A 16,917-nucleotide genomic window follows, 5' to 3' on the forward strand; every position below is an offset into this window, starting at 1 on the left:
GGCGTTCTACCTGACCTTCTTCCGCCCACCGCCCCGGCCACGGCCCGGCGGCGGCAACGACAAGCCGGTTGTGAGATACTGACGGGCCGCCTGCACGCGGCCCGCGTTGTTTGCGGGCTGCCTGCGGGCGGCCTTTTTCATTATGACGGCAACACTACGCAGACCGGATTTGCCTGCAACCGGCGCATCGCCCGTGCGCTGGGGCGGACTCGTGGGCGAGGCCGACGCGCTGGCCATCGCCGAGGCGGCGGCCCGTCATCCGGGCCCGGTGCTCGCCGTCGCCGCCTCCGCGCGGGAGGCCGACCGCCTGGAGGCGGCGCTGGGCTTCTTCGCCGACGCCGATACCCCGGTGTTCCACTTCCCGGACTGGGAGACGCTGCCCTACGACAGCTTCTCACCGCACCAGGACATCGTCTCCGAGCGGCTCGCCACACTGGCCGGCCTGCCGGCGCTACAGCGCGGTATCGTCGTGGTCGCCGCACCGTGCCTGATGCAGCGGCTGCCGCCGACGGACTACGTGACGGCGCGCGCGCTGTCGCTCAGCACGGGGGAGACCCTCGACCGGGACGAGTTCATCCGCGGCCTGGAGGCCGGCGGCTACCTGCGCGTGCCCGAGGTCTCGGAGCACGGCGAGTTCGCCGTCCGCGGCGCCATCATCGACCTGTTCCCCATGGGTTCCCGCGAGCCCTACCGCATCGACCTGTTCGACGAGGAGATCGACACGCTCCGGGCCTTCGATCCCGACACCCAGCTCTCGGGCGAGTCGCTGGAGAAGATCGAGATCCTGCCGGCCCGGGAGGCGCCGCTGGACGAGGATGCCGTCCGCGGCTTCCGCCGCCGCTACCGGGCCCGCTTCGCCGGCGAGGCCGCGCGCTCGCCGATCTACCGGGACGTATCGGAAGGCATCGCCCACGGCGGCATCGAGTACTACCTGCCGCTGTTCTTCGACGAGACCGCGACGCTGCTGGACTATCTGCCGCCGTCCACGCTGATCACCGCCGGCGCCGAACTGGACGACTCGCTGGCGGCTTTCCGTGCCGAGATCGAGGAACGCCATGCACTGGTGTCGCTCGATCCGGATCGCCCCGTCCTGGAGCCGGACGAGGCTTTCCTGCCGGTGGACGCCGTGCGCGAGCGGCTCGCCGGACGTCCGCGCATCCTGCTGTCCGCCAACAAGCCGCTGCCGGGCGAAGGCGAGGACTTCGGCGCGAAACCGGTGCCCGTGCTGCGGCTCGACAGCCGGCGGGAAGAGGCGGCCGGCGCCCTGACCGCCTTCCTGGACGGCTTCGACGGCCGGGTGCTTTTCACCGCCGAGTCGGCCGGCCGCCGGGAAGCCTTGGCCGACCTGCTCACCGACCTGAAACGGGCGCCGGCCCGGGTCGCCGACTGGCACGAGTTCACGGCCACGGACGCCCTGCTGGCCATCGCACTCGGCCCGCTCGAGAACGGCGTCATCCTGCCCGCGGCGGGACTGGCCATCGTGCCGGAGCAGAGCCTGTTCGGCGAGCGGGCCCGGCAGACGAGCCGGCGGCGGCGCGCGAGCCGGGACCCCGAGAACATCATCCGCCAGCTGAGCGACCTGCGCGAGGGAGCGCCGGTCGTGCACGAGGAATATGGCGTGGGCCGCTACGTGGGCCTGTCGACGCTCGAGGTCGGCGACATACCGGCCGAATTCCTCACGCTGGAATACGCGGACGGCGACAAGCTGTACGTGCCGGTGCACTCGCTGCACCTGATCTCCCGCTACACCGGCGCCTCCCCGGAGAACGCCCCGCTGCACCGGCTGGGCAGCGACCAGTGGGGAAAAGCGAAGCGAAGCGCCGCGGAGAAGGTGCGCGACGTCGCGGCCGAACTCCTCGACGTGTACGCGCGCCGCGCGGCACGGCCCGGTCATGCCTTCCGCCTGGACGAGCACGACTACCGGGCGTTCGAGGCCGACTTCCCGTTCGAGCCCACCGAGGACCAGCAGCGCGTGATCGACGAGGTGCTCGCCGACATGCGCACCGCGAGCTCGATGGACCGGGTCGTCTGCGGAGACGTGGGCTTCGGCAAGACCGAAGTGGCGCTCAGGGCCGCGTTCGTCGCCGTCCAGGCCGGCAAGCAGGTGGCCATGCTGGTGCCGACCACGCTGCTCGCCCAGCAGCACTATCAGACGTTCAGCGACCGCTTCGCCGACTGGCCGGTGCGCATCGAGGTGCTGTCCCGGTTCCGCTCCCGCAAGGACACCGACACCGTGCTGGCCGACGTGTCCGCGGGCAAGGTGGACATCGTCATCGCCACCCACAAGCTATTGCAGCACACCTCGCTGTTCCGGGACCTCGGTCTCGTGATCGTGGACGAGGAACACCGCTTCGGCGTGCGTCACAAGGAAGCGCTGAAGGCGCTGCGCGCGGACGTGGACGTGCTCACGCTGACCGCCACGCCCATCCCGCGCACGCTGAACATGGCGCTGGGCGGGCTGAGGGAGCTGTCGCTGATCACCACGCCGCCGTCGGAACGCCTGGCCGTGAAGACCTTCGTCAGCCAGTGGAACGACGCCATGGTGCGGGAGGCCTGCCTGCGCGAGATCAAGCGCGGCGGCCAGGTCTACTTCGTGCACAACCGGGTGGAGGACATCGAGCGGGTGCGCCAGAAGCTCGCCGAACTGGTGCCGGAGGCCGACATCCGGGTGGGGCACGGCCAGATGCCGGAACGCGAGCTCGAGCAGGTGATGCTGGATTTCTATCACCGCCGCTTCAACGTGCTGCTGTGCACGACCATCATCGAGAGCGGCATCGACGTGCCGACGGCGAACACCATCGTGATCAATCGCGCCGACCGCTTCGGCCTGGCCCAGCTGCACCAGCTGCGCGGCCGGGTGGGACGTTCCCATCACCGCGCCTATGCCTACCTGATCGCGCCGCCGAAAGGCGCCATGACCGCCGACGCGGTGAAGCGGCTGGAGGCCATCGATTCGCTGGAGGATCTGGGCGCCGGCTTCGCGCTGGCCAGCCACGATCTGGAGATCCGCGGCGCCGGCGAACTGCTGGGCGACGAGCAGAGCGGGCAGATCCAGGAGATCGGCTTCGCGCTGTACACCGAGATGCTGCAGCGGGCCGTGGAGAGCCTGCGCCGGGGCGACCAGCCGGACTTCGACAAGCCCCTGCACGGCGGCGTCGAGATCAACCTGCACTGCGCCGCCCTGCTGCCCGACGACTACGTGCCCGACGTGCACCTGCGCCTGGTGCTGTACAAGCGCATCGCCGGCACCGACAGCGCCGACGATCTGCGCGAGCTGCAGGTGGAACTCATCGACCGCTTCGGCCTGCTGCCGGAACCGGCGCGCCGGCTGCTGCAGGTGGCCGAGCTGCGTATCGCGGCCGAGCCGCTGGGCATCCGCAAGATCGACGTCGGCCCGGAGGGCGGCTCGGTGCAGTTCGGTCCGGAGCCGGCCGTCGAGCCCATCACGCTCATCGAGCTCATCCAGGAGCCGGGCAGCATCTACCGCCTGAAGAACGACGACCGGCTGAACTTCCGCGCGCCGCTGCCCGAAGTGGACGATCGGGTGGGGCATCTGCACGCGCTGCTGGGCCGTCTGGCCGCTGGCGCCCGGCCGGAGGCGATGGCAAGCTAGCGCCATGGTCACACCGGGCACAGCATTCACCGGGCTACGCTGCTTCCGAGCCGCCCTCGCGCCGGCCTTCGCCGCGGTGCTGCTGCTGGCCGCGGGCCCGCTCCCGGCCCAGGAGCAGGCGCCGCCCGGGTCGGCCGACGGCGTGCCGGCCGATACCGGGGCCGAAGAGCCCCTCGAGCAATACCGGGTGGAGCTGATCGTCTTCGAGTACGGCGACTCGCTCGCCGGCAGCACCGAGGACTGGTCCGCGCCGCCGGACCCTGCCGACGACACCGCAACCGGTGACGAGGCAGACGCCGGGAGCGAGGCCCACGCCGAGGCCGCCGAGAGCGGCGCTCTGCGGGGCGACCGCCTTCCAGAACGGCCCGTCGCGGACGCCGCCTCGCCCGGGGCATCGGCCGATCCCGAGGGCGAGACCGGCATCGACGCGGATCAACCCGAACAACCGGTCTTCCGTTTCATGCCGCTGCCGGAAGAGGAACTCGAACTGGGCGAGATGTATCGGCGGCTCCGCAATACGGACGGTTACCAACCGCTGCTGCACATCGCCTGGCAGCAGCCGGGTTACGATCCGGAGACGGCGCGGCCGCTGGCGCTGTCCCGCCTTGCGGAGCTGCCGGAACGCCTGCAGGGCGAGGCCCGGCTGTACCGCTCGCGCTTCCTGCACCTGGAGCTGGACCTGGAACTGTGGTCGCAGCCGGGGCGGTCCCTGCCCGCGCCGGAGACGACAACGGCCGAGCCGCTATTCCCGGACCGGGGGCGGCGGGACGCCGGCGAGCCGCTGGACGCGCTGGAGCCCGACGTGTACCGGCTCAGCGAGCGGCGCAAGCTGCGCAGCGGCGAACTCCACTACTACGACCATCCCCGCTACGGCGTGCTGGCGAAGGTGACGCCGGTGGAAGTGGAGGAAGAACCCGCCGGGGAAGCGTCGGGCACCGGCTCGGGAGCAGCGGCGGATCCGGCGCCCACAGACGCCTCGCCTGCGCCCGACTGACGCGTTCAGTGCTCGGCCGACGAGGCCAGGGCTTCCATGACGAAATCGTTGGCGTCCTGCTCGGCGTCGGGCAGCGCGGCGGTGACCGTGCAATGGACCGTGACGAACCGGCCCACCGGCGAGTGCGGGTGATGGATGCCGAGTTCACGTACCTGACGGGTGATGGAATCGGCGAAGGCGCGCACCGCGGACTCGTCGCCGCCGTGGACCAGTGCCACGATGCAGTCCTCCTCCAGCCGGGAAGCGATATCGCTGGCCCGGCGCAGGCGCCGGGTAATGCAGCGGGCGACCCGCCGGATCATCGACTCGGTGGCATGCCGGCCGAAGGTATCGAGATAGGCTCCGAACGCCTCGATGCGGAAGACGAGCAGGGACAGACGGTGGCCCTCCCGGCGGGCCAGCGCCCAGTCGTGGGTCAGCACGCCGTCGAAGAACGCGCGCGGCGCGAGTCCCGTCGACGCGTCCCGCCTCTCCGTCGCCGGCAGTGCCTCGGCGGGGTCCGGGGGACCGTCCGCCGCCTGTGCCTCGCCCCTGCGCAACGACAGGTGGCAGGCCGCGTATTCCTTCCCCTCGGACGCCTCCAGCGGCGTCACACACAGGGACAACGGCGGCCCGGGCTCGTCCGGCATGCCCGGATACACGGTGAGATAGATCGGCTCGCGGTCCGCCAGCGCCTGCGCCACCCGCGGCCAGTCGTCGCGGCCGCCGACCTTGTGCAGGATGCTCTTCAGGCTCTGGCCCGACACCTCCCCCGGGCTGAGCCGCGCCAGCTCGCCGAACGCCGGGTTGAAGAACACGGCCTGCCAGTCCTCGCCCTGCCTCGTCACCACCATCATCCCCTCGGGCAGGCCGAGCAGCAGTGACTCCAGCAGATTCTTGGACAGTGACTTCATCGGTTCTCAGGCATCCTCCGGCGACGGCGCTGCGGCGCTGACGACCAGTGCCAGCGCCACGCGGCTGGCCGCTTCGGCGCCACGAGTGAGGTTCTCCTCCAGGTCCGCGTGTATCGCCGCCTGGCCCCGTCCGGCCGCGCGATTGACCAGCACCGCCAAACAAGCGTATTCGAGCGCGAGCTCCCGTGCCAGCACCGCCTCCGGCATGCCCGTCATGCCGATGTACTCGACGCCGTCCCGCGCCAGCCGGTCCACCTCTGCCCGGGTCTCGAGCCGCGGACCCTGGGTGACGCCGTAGATCCCGCCGGCGCGGCACGGGATGCCCAGGGCGGCGGCGCGGCCGATCAATACCTGGCGCAGGGCCGCATCGTAGGGCTCCGTGAAATCGATGTGCTCGAGCGGCCCGGACTCGCCGTCGAAGAAGGTGGGCTCCCGGCCCCAGCTGTAATCGATGAGCTGGTCCGGCACGGCCAGCGTGCCCAGCGGCGGCTCCGCGGGTATGACGCCGACGGCGTTGACCGCGATCACGCGGCACACGCCGAGCTGGTCCAGGGCCCAGAGGTTGGCCCGGTAGTTCACCCGGTGGGGTGCGATGTCGTGCCGGTCGCCGTGGCGGGACAGGAACCAGAACCGCTCGCCCTCCGCGGCCAGCTCCATCAGCGGCGCGGACGGCGGACCGAACGGCGTCGTCATCTCCCGCGTGTCGACCACCTCCACGCCGGGCATGCGCTCCAGCCCGGAGCCGCCGATCACGGCAATTCCGCTGTCCTTCGTCCCTTCCTGCATTACCTCGCCCATTACCTCGCCCATTACCTCGCCCATTACCTCGCCCGTTACCTGGCCTGCTACAAGGGTTCCTCGAGAGCGTACAGGCCCGGCAGCTCTCGCCACCGTCCCTGATAGTCCATGCCGCAGCCGACGATGTAGCGGTCCGGCACCAGCAGGCCGACGAAGTCCGGGCTGAAGCGCGCTGCGCGGTCGGGCAGATCCTTGACGGTCAGCACGCAGGTGAGCACCTCCTCGGCCCCGGCCTCGCGGCAATGATTCGCGACGGCCGCCAGCGTGACGCCCTCGTCGAGGATGTCGTCGACGACGAGCACCGACCGGCCCGCGAGCGGCGTCTCCGGCACGGCCTGCCAGCGCAGCTCTCCGCCGGTCGCACCGCGGCCATAGCGCCCTACCCGCAGCGTGTCGTTTACGTGGGAGATGCCGAGCCGGCGGGAGATCTCATTGGCCGGCATGCGCCCGCCCTCCAGCACGGCGACCAGCACGGGCTCGCGGCCGGCCAGGCGCGCGCTGATGTCGCCGGCCAGCCGATCGAAGGCGGCAGCCACCTCCTCCGGGCTCGCGATACGCTCGGCACCCTCGGGGATGCGCACGTCGCCGCCCTTGCCGCAGGAGGCGTCGTCAGGCATCGAGTTCCAGCACCGGTCGGTCCATGGCCTCCGCGAGTTCGGCGTGCAGCGCCTGCCAGCGCTCGCCGCCCAGCAGCCGCTGGCGGCCGGTACGCCGCCGCCCGTGGAAACGGGCCAGGCGGACGAGGCTGGGCGGATTGCGGTAATCGCCGAGGCCCTCGGCCGTCGCCTCGGCACGTGCCCGGTCGTTGCAGACCAGCACCATGTCGCAGCCGGCATCCAGCGCCGCCCGCGCCCGGCGCGACATGCTGCCGACGCTCTCTGTGGCCTTCATGCTGAGGTCGTCGGAGAACACGGCGCCGTTGTAGCCCAGCCGCCCGCGCAGCTCCTCGCCGATCCACCAGCGGGAAAAGGTAGCCGGGCGGGCATCCATCTCGCTGTAGACCACGTGGGCCGTCATGATGCCGGGTACGCCGGCGCGCACGAGTCGCTCGAAGGGCTTCAGGTCTTCCATGATCTCGCCGTAGGGACGGCGGTCGACCGGCAGTTCCTCATGGGAGTCCGGCACCACCGCGCCGTGCCCGGGATAATGCTTGGCCACCGCCGCCATGCCGGCGTCCTGCATCCCGTGCATGTAGGCCGCCGCGAGTTCGCCGGCCGCCTCCGGGTGGGCGTGGAAGGCCCGGTCGCCGATGACCTCGCTGAGACCCCAGTCGAGATCGAGCACCGGTGCGAAGGAGAAGTCGACACCGACCGCACCCAGCTCGGCTGCCAGCAACCAGCCAGTGTGGCGGGCGAGCCGTCGGCCGGTGTCCGGATCCACGTCATAGCGCCGCCCGAGCCAGCGGGCGGCCGGCAGCTCGGTGAAACCCTCGCGGAAGCGCTGGATGCGGCCGCCTTCCTGATCGACGGCGACCAGCAGCGCCGGCGTGCGCAGCCGGTGGATCGCCTCCGTCAGGGCGGTCAGCTGATCCGGCGAGGCATAGTTGCGGCTGAACAGGATCACGCCGCCCACGGCCGGATGCATCAGGAAATCCCGGTCCGCCGGCGTCAGTTCCGTCCCTTCGATGTCCGCCATCAGCGGGCCGAGTGACATGCGCCCTCCGTCGTTCCTGCCGAAGATCTCGCCCCCGTCCGACAAAATACTTCAGCATCTGAGTCTAAAACTCTGAACTTCATCATATTCTGTCGAATACCGCGACGGATTCCATGTGGCTGGTATGGGGGAACATATCCAGAACGCCGGCCGCAGACAATCCGAGACGCCCCGGGGCGGTCAGCGTGCCCGCGTCCCGCGCCAGGGTGCCCGGGTGACAGGACACGTACACCAGCCGCCGCGGCGGCCGCTCGGCGAAGTGCCGTGCCAGCGCGTCCGCGCCCGGCCGCGCGGGATCGAGCAGGACCCGGTCCCAGTCGGAACGCAGCCAGTCCTCGCCCGGATCGGGCTCGGCCAGGTCGCGGTTCAGGAAGGCGGCATTGCCGAGGCCGTTAGCCGCCGCATTCTCCTCCGCCCGTCGCACCAGATCGGTGCTGCCCTCGATGCCCAGCACTTCGCCGGACCGCCTGGCCAGCGGCAGCGTGAAATTGCCGATGCCGCAGAACAGATCCAGCACGCGCTCCTCCGGCCCGGGCTCGAGCAGCTCCACCGCCCGGGACACCAGCGCCCGGTTCAGTGCGCCGTTCACCTGGATGAAGTCCAGCGGCCGGAACCGGATCGACAGGTCGAACTCGGGCAGCTCGTAGCGGAGCGGCTCGGGCAGGCCGCCGTCGGCATCCGGCAGCGGCCGCACCGTGTCCGCCCCGCCGGTCTGCAGGAAGAAGCGCAGCTCGTGCGCCTCCGCGAAGCCCCTGAGCCGCGCCTCGTCCTCCGCCGACGGCGTCTCGAGCACGCGCAGTACCAGCGCAGTGAGGTTGTCGCCGACGGCCACCTCTATCTGGGGGATCTGCTCGCGCACGGACAGCCCGGAGATCAGCTCCGCGAGTTCGCCGAGCAGCCCGCCGACGGGCTCCGCGAGGACCTCGCAGCGGCCCGTGTCGGTGACGTAGGGCTTGAAGCGCTCCCGGAAGCCCACCAGCACCCTGCCCTTGCCCTGGACATAGCGCACGCCCAGGCGGGCCCGGCGCCGGTAATTCCAGGCGGGCCCGCGCAGCGGCTCGAGCACCCGTTCCGGCGTGACGCCGCCGATGCGCTCCAGGTTGTCGAGCAGGACCTGCTGCTTGGCCTCGATCTGACGCTCGGCGGCCAGGTGCTGCAGCGAACAGCCGCCGCAGATGCCGTAGACCGCGCAGCGCGGCTCCACCCGATCCGGCGAGGGCTCCAGCACGGCCTCCAGCCGAGCCTCGTCGAAGTTCTTCCGCCGCCGCAGCCGCAGGAAGCGCACCCGCTCGCCGGCAAGGGCGCCGTCCACAAATACCTTCTTGCCGGGCACGTTGGCGATGCCCCGGCCGTCGTGGGTAATGCCCAGGATGCCGGCCTCTTCCGGCTCGCGCTGCTTCTTCGCCATTTTCTTCGCGATGGCGCAGGCCTCAGCGGCCGGCGGCACCGTCCCAGGCCTCGAGGAACTCCGCGAAGTGTGCCTCCCCGCTCTCGCCGAGGCTCCGGCGCACCCGTTCGTATTCCTGCTCGAGGTCGGCCGCCGACATACGGCCGCGCATGAACTCGAAGCGCAGATACACCAGGTAGGTGTTGACGACGTCGGTCTCGCAGTAATTGCGTATGCCCTCGATGTCGCCGGCCTGCCACGCGCCCCAGACCTTGTCGCCGCTCATGCCGAGCTTGCCGGGGAATCCGAGCATCACGGCGATGTCGTCCAGGCCCGCCCGGGCGCGGGCCTGATAGCCGGACAGCACGTCCATGAGATCGATATGGCGCCAGTGGAAGCGGCCGAGGTAGTTGTTGTAGCGGTAGTCCCGCTCGCTGTCGCCGGTCTCCCAGTAGCGCGACGCCACCACGCCGTGCATTAGGGCCCGGTAATGCAGCACCGGCAGGTCGAAGCCGCTGCCGTTCCAGGACACGAGCGTGGGTGCGAAGCGCTCGATGCCGTCGAAGAAGCGGGTGACGATCTCCGCCTCGTCGGCATCCGGCTCGCCGAGGCTCCAGACCCGGAAGCTGTCGCCGGTCCTGAGCGCCACCGAGATGGCGACCACCCGGTGCAGATGCAGGGGCATGAACTCCGTGCCGGCATCCTGCAGCCGCTTGAAGGTCATGGCGGTCGCCACGTCGTCGTCGGACAGGTCGCCCAGATCCCACAGGCGCCGCCCCGCCTCGATGTCGGGTATGGTCTCTATATCAAAGGAAAAACAATGCATTAAGCTATCTTCTTAATTTGACTTATCATCCACTGGATCATTGACGGGCGGCCCGTCTGCCCTCTCCGCGACGGCGAATGCAAGCACCAGCCCCGCCTCGTCGGTGAGGCTGACGTGGGTGTTGCCGATGCCCAGCTGGCGGCAGACGGCCTGCCCGCGCTCCGAGAAGATCACCACCGGACGCCCTCGGGGATCGGGCACGAAGCCGGCATCCCGGATCCACATGCCGTGGGCGAAACCGGTGCCCATGGCCTTCACCACCGCCTCCTTGGCCGCGAAGCGCATCGCCAGGAATCGCACCGGGCGCTTGTTGCGCCGGAACAGCTCGGCTTCCCGCGGCATCAGCAGCCGGCGCACGAAATGCTCCCCGAACCGCTGGTAGGCATCGGCGATACGGGAGATCTCGACGACGTCCGTGCCGACGCCGAATATCAAGAGCCCCGCGCTCCCTGCATCAGCTCGCGCATGCGCGCCACGGCGGCGCCGAGTCCCTCGATGACGGCACGGGCGATGATGGCATGGCCGATGTTGAGCTCGACGATCTCCGGGATGGCGGCGATCGGCCCCACGTTGTGATAGTGCAGGCCGTGCCCGGCGTGCACGGTCAGGCCGTTCTCCGCCCCGAAGCGCGCGGCCTCGCGGATGCGCTCGAGTTCCCCGGCCTGCTCCGCACCGTCCGCCTCCGCGTAGGCACCCGTGTGCAGTTCCACCACCGGCGCGCCGCAATCGTAGGCCGCCCTGAGCTGCTCGGGATCCGGATCGATGAACAGGGAGGGACGGATGCCTGCCGTGGAGAGCTGCAGCACGGCGTCGGTCACCTCGTCACGACGCGAGAGGACATCGAGGCCGCCCTCGGTCGTGAGCTCCTCCCGCTTCTCCGGCACCAGGCAGCAATCGGCGGGCCGCAGCTCGAGGGCGATGGCGATCATCTCCTCCGTGACGGCCATCTCCAGGTTCATGCGCGTCTGCAGCGTCCCGGCCAGCACGCGCACGTCCCGGTCCTGGATGTGGCGCCGGTCCTCGCGCAGGTGCACGGTGATGCTGTCGGCGCCCGCACGCTCCGCGATGAACGCCGCCTCCACGGGATCGGGATAGCGCGTGCCCCGCGCCTGGCGCAGGGTGGCCACGTGGTCGATGTTCACTCCGAGTTTCAGTGTCTGCATCTCGCTGTCTTCCTGTCCGGCCGGGCGCAGACCGGCTCCGGCCCTAACGGGCCTCGCCGTCGCCTGCTTCGCTGCGCCGGCGCATCGCGCGCATCACCCGCCGGCTGCTGAGCTCCCTGCCTTCCAGGCAGTGCTCCAGCGCCACCTGCAGGATACGGCGCGCCCGTTTCAGGAGCACCGGATCCTCCAGCCGTTCGGCGGCGATGTCGCGGAGTTCGGCGCCGCTGTACAGGGAGGCGTCGGGGCCGTCCGCGGTGACCCGGGCGACGCCCTCCGCCGCCTTCACCCGGTACCAGGCGTCGTCCTCCACCGGCAGGCCGGTAACCATATCATGCTCCAGATCGAGGCCGTAGCCGATGGCGCGCAGCAGCCTGAGCTCGAAGCAACGCAGCGTGAACTCCACGTCGAGACGGCTGGTCAGGCCGGTCACCGCCGCCTCATAGGCGGCGTAGACGTCGGGCTGGGCGTCGTGGCGATGGGTGAGCTTCAGCACCAGCTCGTTCACGTAGAAACCGGCCATCAGCGCATCGCCGGAGAGGTCGGGCAGCCGGCCGGCCGCCTCCACGCCGGTCAACGTGCCGAGGTCGCCGGCGATGGACCAGGACAGCTCCAGCGGGGCGAAGGGTCGCAGTACCCCGCGGTAGCGCGAGCGGGCGGAGCGCACGCCGCGCGCCACCAGGCCGATGCGGCCGTGGTCCCGGCTGAAGATCTCGATCAGCTGGCTCGAGTCCCGGAACGGCCGGCTGTGCAGCAGGAAGCCGGGCTGGGAGGCGATGCGGGAGCGCTGGCTCACCGGGACTCGTAACCGAACTCGCGCAGGCTCTTCTCGCTATCCGCCCAGTTCTCGCGCACCTTGACCCACAGCTCCAGGTGCACGGGCGCGCCGAGCATCCGTTTCAGCTCCCGCCGGGCCGCGGTGCCCACCGCCTTCAGGACGCCGCCGCCCCGTCCGACCACGATCCCCTTGTGGGACGGCTTGTCCACGTACACGACGGCGTGGATCTCGTAGCCGGTGCGGCTGCGGTCGAACTTCTCGATGACCACGGTGAGCCCGTAGGGCAGTTCGTCGCGCAGCCTCAGCGTCAGCTTCTCGCGGATCAGCTCCGCGGCCATGAAGCTCTCGCTGCGGTCGGTGACGGTGTCCCGGTCGTACAGCGGCGGCGAGAGCGGCAGGTAGCGCGGGATGAGCTCGAGCAGTCGGTTCACGTTGTCGCCGGTGCGCGCCGAGAGCGGCACGATCTCGGCGAAATCCGCCTGGTCGGCGACCCGCGCCAGCGTCTCCAGCAGACGCTCCTTCGGCCGCACGAGATCGGCCTTGTTGGCGACCGCGATGACGGGGTGACCCGAGTCGCGGATGCGCTCCAGCACCATCTGGTCCGCCCCGCGCCAGCCCCTGGCGTCGAAAAGGAACAGCAGCAGATCCGCCTCCGCGGCGGCACCGGTGGCCGCCCGGTTCATCGCCCGGTTGATGGCGCGCGGCTGGTTGCCGTGCAGGCCCGGCGTGTCCACGAAGATGATCTGCGCGCCCTCACGCTCCGTGATGCCGTGGATGCGGTGGCGGGTGGTCTGGGGCCGCGGCGTGACGATGCTCACCTTGCGGCCGACGATGCGGTTGATCAGCGTGGACTTGCCCACATTCGGCCGCCCGACGACGGCCACGAAACCGCACCTGTGGTCCTGTTGCTGTTGTTCCGACATGGGGTCCTACGATGGGGTCCTACGATGGGGTCCTACGATGGCGAACCGGCGCTCAGCGAGGCAAGCAGCCGGCGCGCGGCCTCCTGTTCGGCCTCCCGGCGGCTGGCACCGCTCGCCGTCGCTTCGCCTTCGGGCTGCACCAGCCGGCAGCGTACCTCGAAACGCTGCGCGTGCGCCGGTCCGCTGGCCCCGGTGAGCTCGTAGGCGGGCAGCGGCAGGCCGCGGGCCTGCAGCCATTCCTGCAGGCGGGTCTTCGGATCCTTCAGGGAATCGCCCTCGGGCAGGTGCTCGAGCCGGCGCGCATAGAGCCGGCGCACCACCCGCTCGGCCTCCGCGTAGCCGCCGTCGCGGAAGATGGCCCCCAGCAGCGCCTCCAGTCCGTCTGCCAGGATGGAGTCCCGGCGGAAGCCGCCGCTCTTCATCTCGCCGGAGCCGAGCTTCAGGTGCTCCCCCAGGCCGTGCTGGCGGGCGATCTGCGCCAGGGAATGGTCGCGCACCAGGCGCGAACGCAGCCGGCTCAGTTCCCCCTCCTCGGCGTCGGGGCGCAGCGAGATGAGGGCGTCGGAGATAACGCAGTCGAGCACCGCATCGCCCAGGAACTCGAGCCGCTCGTTACTGCGTCCCGGCGCGCTGCGATGCGTGAGCGCGCGCTCCAGCAGTGTGGTATCGCCGAACTCGTAGTCGAAGGTCCGCCGGACCCATTGGGTGATGTCTTCCAAAGCCCGCTGCGGCGCCCCTCGATCCGCTGAGATCAGCTGCGGACCTCGACGGTCTTGTTGAACTTCACGGCGAACGAGATATTGGAGATGAACGGCGTGCGGTTCTCGTAATCGGCCTCGATCACATAGCCATCCGCGATCTTCTTGATGCTGAGATCCCGCTCGCTGATGATGTTGATGCTCTCGATGTCGAAGCGCCGCGACAGAGAACGCATCAGGTCCTGCCGGGTCGGGCCCTGCCCCTCGAACTCGTCCTTCACCCCGTCGAGCACGCTCACGATCTTCATGTGCTCGAGGTAGACAGGCACCAGGCGGATGCCGGCGAACACGAACAGGCCGACGAAGGCCACGAGGATGAGCATGCCGAGTGTCGTCATGCCCCGCTGCCTGCCGCCGCAATCGATGTGACGAATCTCCACCATATCCGCCTCCGGAACCTGCTGGGAAAGCGTTATGTCACGCGATATTAACCGATCACGCAGTGACCTGCGCCACATTATCGGATTTTATCGCCGATGCGATCCCAGCGCGGCCACTCGCCCCAGCGCCAGTTGAGCCAGATGCGGCTGGCCCGCCCCACCAGGTTGTCCTCCGGCACGCAGCCCACCTGCGGGAAGCGGCTGTCCCGGCTGTTGTCCCGGTTGTCGCCCATCATGAAATAGCAGGCCTCGGGCACCTCGAAGCGGTAGACGCCCGACAGCGGGCTGCGCTGGAGCAGGACCAGGTGTTCGTTATCGCCCAGCCGCTCTATGAACAGCTGGCCCGCCTCGCCGTCCTCGGTCCAGCGCGCGGCGGCCTCCATCTCGACCGGCTCGCCGTTGATGAACAGCCGATGATTGCGGTACACGATCTCGTCGCCGGGCAGTCCGACCACGCGCTTGATGTAGTTGATGTCCGGGTTGGAGGGCAGCCGGAAGACTGCGATATCGCCCCGCTCCGGCCGGCCAGTTTCCACCACCTCGGTGTGCAGCACCGGCAGCCGCAGGCCGTAGGAGTACTTGGAGACGAAGATGAAGTCTCCCACCAGCAGGGTGGGCACCATGGAGCTCGACGGGATGCGGTAGGGCTCGAAGGCGAACGAGCGTATTGCCAGCACCAGCAGCAGCACGGGGAAGAATGAGCGCGAATACTCCACGATCTTCGGCATGCCGCCACCGGCCTCCGCCCCCGCGCCGGCGCGGCGCCCGCGGCCGGCCAGCGCCCACACGAGCCAGATCACGCCGGTGATCAGCGTGGCCAGTACCAACAGCAGTGACAGGTCCAATTTCATTTCCGCACGACGATCCGGTTGAGCACCTTACTTCTCCACCTGCAGTACGGCAAGGAAAGCCTCCTGGGGAATCTCCACGGAGCCCAGCTGTTTCATGCGCCGCTTGCCCTCCTTCTGCTTCTCCAGCAGCTTGCGCTTGCGGCTGACGTCACCGCCGTAGCACTTCGCGGTCACGTTCTTGCGCAGTGCCTTGACCGTGCTGCGCGCGATGACGTGGGCGCCGATCGCCGCCTGTATGGCCACCTCGAACATCTGCCGCGGTATCAGTTCCTTCATCTTCTCCACCAGTTCCCGGCCCCTTGGATAGGCCTTGTCCCGATGGACGATGACCGACAGCGCGTCCACCTTCTCCTTGTTGATCAGGATGTCGAGACGCACGAGATCGGCCGCCTGGAAGCGGGCGAAATGATAATCGAAGCTGGCGAAACCGCGGCTGGCGGACTTCAGGCGGTCGAAGAAGTCGAGCACGACCTCCGACAGCGGCATCTCGTACTCCAGCGAGACCTGGCCGCCGAGGTAGAGCATCTTGGTCTGCACGCCGCGCTTCTCGATACACAGCTTCATGACGGCGCCGACGTGCTCCTCGGGCACCAGGATGCCGGCGACGATGATCGGCTCGCGGATCTCGGCGATCTCGCCGGTCGGCGGCAGGGCGGACGGATTGTCCACGCTGATTATCTCTCCGCTCACGGTCAGCACTTCGTAGACGACGGTGGGCGCCGTGGTAATGAGGTTGATGCCGTACTCGCGCTCGAGCCGCTCCTGCACGATCTCCATGTGCAGCATGCCGAGGAAGCCGCAGCGGAAGCCGAACCCGAGCGCCACCGAGGTCTCGGGCTCGAAGTGCAGCGCGGCGTCGTTCAGCCTGAGCTTCTGCAGCGCCTCGCGGAAGGTCTCGTAGTCGTCGGACTGGGTCGGGAACAGGCCCGCGAACACCCGCGGCTGCATCTCGCGGAAGCCGGGCAGCGGCTTGTCGCAGGGCCGCTTGTCGATGGTCAGCGTGTCGCCGACGGGCGCTCCGTCGATCTCCTTGATGCTGGAGATGACGAAGCCCACCTCGCCCGCCTCCAGCGTTTCCGTATCGAGCATCTTCGGCGTGAACTTGCCCACGCGGTCCACCTGGTGGGCGCGGCCGGTCGACATGACGCGGATCTTGTCCCGGTTCGTCAGCGTGCCGTTCACCACCCGCACCAGACAGACCACGCCCACGTAGTTGTCGAACCAGGAATCGACGATGAGTGCCTGCAGGGGCGCTTCCGTGTCGCCCACCGGCGGCGGTATGCGGGTGACCAGCGTATCCAGCAGCTCGCGCACCCCCTCGCCGGTCTTCGCGCTGACCAGCACGGCGTCGTGCGCCTCCAGACCGATGATCTCCTCGATCTCGTTGATCACCTTCTCGGGCTCCGCGGCCGGCAGGTCGATCTTGTTCAGGACGGGCACCACCTCGAGCCCCTGATCGATGGCCGTGTAGCAGTTGGCGACGCTCTGCGCCTCTACGCCCTGGGCGGCATCCACCACCAGCAGCGCGCCCTCGCAGGCGGCCAGCGAACGGGAGACCTCGTAGGAGAAGTCCACGTGGCCCGGCGTATCGATGAAGTTCAGCTCGTAGACGCGGCCATCCGTCGCCGTGTACTCCAGCGATACGGTCTGCGCCTTGATGGTGATGCCCCGCTCGCGCTCCAGGTCCATCGAATCCAGCACCTGGGCGGCCATCTCCCGGTCACTCAGCCCCCCGCAGATGTGGATGATGCGGTCGGCCAGGGTGGACTTGCCGTGGTCGATATGGGCGATGATCGAGAAGTTGCGGATATTCTTCATATAAGCGGAGTCGACTCAGGATGGTGCGCGGGGAGCCGGCTCGCGGTGCCCGGGCGGGCCCGGATACCCGAGAGTCCCCGGGGCA

General features: G+C 69.4%; 16 protein-coding genes. 2 read left to right on the forward strand and 14 right to left on the reverse strand.

All coding sequences use genetic code 11. The annotated features are described in order from the left end of the window. Positions 1-142: 142 nt before the first annotated feature. Together mfd and ACJMK0_RS13545 are read left to right on the forward strand one after the other, a co-directional pair. On the forward strand, positions 143-3,613 hold the full coding sequence (gene mfd / locus ACJMK0_RS13540; protein WP_405238938.1) for a transcription-repair coupling factor: 3,471 nt from the start codon (positions 143-145) through the stop codon (positions 3,611-3,613). Positions 3,614-3,617: 4 nt separating this feature from the next. Beyond that, complete coding sequence (locus tag ACJMK0_RS13545) at positions 3,618-4,607, forward strand: CsiV family protein (protein ID WP_405238939.1); 990 nt, start codon at positions 3,618-3,620, stop codon at positions 4,605-4,607. Between the two features lie 5 nt (positions 4,608-4,612). Here the strand turns inward: ACJMK0_RS13545 and ACJMK0_RS13550 are convergent, their stop codons facing one another. From ACJMK0_RS13550 to lepA, 14 genes are all read right to left on the reverse strand, one after another. Continuing rightward, the gene (locus ACJMK0_RS13550; RefSeq protein ID WP_405238940.1) at positions 4,613-5,500 is read right to left on the reverse strand and encodes a diguanylate cyclase domain-containing protein; all 888 of its coding nucleotides are present in this window, start codon (positions 5,498-5,500) and stop codon (positions 4,613-4,615) included. Between the two features lie 6 nt (positions 5,501-5,506). Further along, positions 5,507-6,322 carry an S-methyl-5'-thioinosine phosphorylase gene (locus ACJMK0_RS13555; protein WP_405238941.1) on the reverse strand — a complete coding sequence of 272 codons (816 nt, stop codon included), beginning with the start codon at positions 6,320-6,322 and terminating at the stop codon, positions 5,507-5,509. Between the two features lie 23 nt (positions 6,323-6,345). Then, on the reverse strand, positions 6,346-6,915 hold the full coding sequence (locus tag ACJMK0_RS13560; protein WP_405238942.1) for a hypoxanthine-guanine phosphoribosyltransferase: 570 nt from the start codon (positions 6,913-6,915) through the stop codon (positions 6,346-6,348). Continuing rightward, on the reverse strand, positions 6,908-7,951 hold the full coding sequence (gene nagZ / locus ACJMK0_RS13565) for a beta-N-acetylhexosaminidase (protein WP_405238943.1): 1,044 nt from the start codon (positions 7,949-7,951) through the stop codon (positions 6,908-6,910). The genes ACJMK0_RS13560 and nagZ overlap by 8 nt, the downstream gene beginning before the upstream one ends. Positions 7,952-8,033: 82 nt before the next feature. Next, positions 8,034-9,398: a 23S rRNA (uracil(1939)-C(5))-methyltransferase RlmD gene (gene rlmD / locus ACJMK0_RS13570; RefSeq protein ID WP_405238944.1), complete on the reverse strand. Its 1,365-nt coding sequence runs from the start codon at positions 9,396-9,398 to the stop codon at positions 8,034-8,036. After that, the gene (locus ACJMK0_RS13575; protein ID WP_405238945.1) at positions 9,382-10,164 is read right to left on the reverse strand and encodes a 3'-5' exonuclease; all 783 of its coding nucleotides are present in this window, start codon (positions 10,162-10,164) and stop codon (positions 9,382-9,384) included. Before ACJMK0_RS13575 ends, rlmD begins: the two co-directional genes overlap by 17 nt. Positions 10,165-10,176: 12 nt before the next feature. Then, positions 10,177-10,599 carry a holo-ACP synthase gene (acpS, locus tag ACJMK0_RS13580; RefSeq protein ID WP_405238946.1) on the reverse strand — a complete coding sequence of 141 codons (423 nt, stop codon included), beginning with the start codon at positions 10,597-10,599 and terminating at the stop codon, positions 10,177-10,179. Beyond that, the gene (gene pdxJ, locus ACJMK0_RS13585) at positions 10,596-11,327 is read right to left on the reverse strand and encodes a pyridoxine 5'-phosphate synthase (RefSeq protein WP_405238947.1); all 732 of its coding nucleotides are present in this window, start codon (positions 11,325-11,327) and stop codon (positions 10,596-10,598) included. Before pdxJ ends, acpS begins: the two co-directional genes overlap by 4 nt. A gap of 43 nt (positions 11,328-11,370) precedes the next feature. Beyond that, positions 11,371-12,120: a DNA repair protein RecO gene (recO, locus tag ACJMK0_RS13590; protein ID WP_405238948.1), complete on the reverse strand. Its 750-nt coding sequence runs from the start codon at positions 12,118-12,120 to the stop codon at positions 11,371-11,373. Next, positions 12,117-13,025: a GTPase Era gene (gene era, locus ACJMK0_RS13595; protein ID WP_405238949.1), complete on the reverse strand. Its 909-nt coding sequence runs from the start codon at positions 13,023-13,025 to the stop codon at positions 12,117-12,119. The genes recO and era overlap by 4 nt, the downstream gene beginning before the upstream one ends. Positions 13,026-13,057: 32 nt before the next feature. Next, entirely contained in the window at positions 13,058-13,744 is a 687-nt protein-coding gene (gene rnc / locus ACJMK0_RS13600) for a ribonuclease III (protein WP_405238950.1), read from the reverse strand. Positions 13,745-13,776: 32 nt separating this feature from the next. Next, positions 13,777-14,166 carry a DUF4845 domain-containing protein gene (locus ACJMK0_RS13605; protein ID WP_405238951.1) on the reverse strand — a complete coding sequence of 130 codons (390 nt, stop codon included), beginning with the start codon at positions 14,164-14,166 and terminating at the stop codon, positions 13,777-13,779. Between the two features lie 74 nt (positions 14,167-14,240). After that, the gene (gene lepB, locus ACJMK0_RS13610) at positions 14,241-15,014 is read right to left on the reverse strand and encodes a signal peptidase I (RefSeq protein WP_405238952.1); all 774 of its coding nucleotides are present in this window, start codon (positions 15,012-15,014) and stop codon (positions 14,241-14,243) included. A gap of 27 nt (positions 15,015-15,041) precedes the next feature. Further along, positions 15,042-16,832, reverse strand: a complete 1,791-nt coding sequence (lepA, locus tag ACJMK0_RS13615; protein ID WP_405238953.1) for a translation elongation factor 4 — start codon at positions 16,830-16,832, stop codon at positions 15,042-15,044. Between the last annotated feature and the right edge of the window lie 85 nt (positions 16,833-16,917).

The organism is Lentisalinibacter orientalis (genome assembly GCF_040706535.1).
Classification (GTDB): Bacteria; Pseudomonadota; Gammaproteobacteria; order Steroidobacterales; family Woeseiaceae; genus Lentisalinibacter; species Lentisalinibacter orientalis.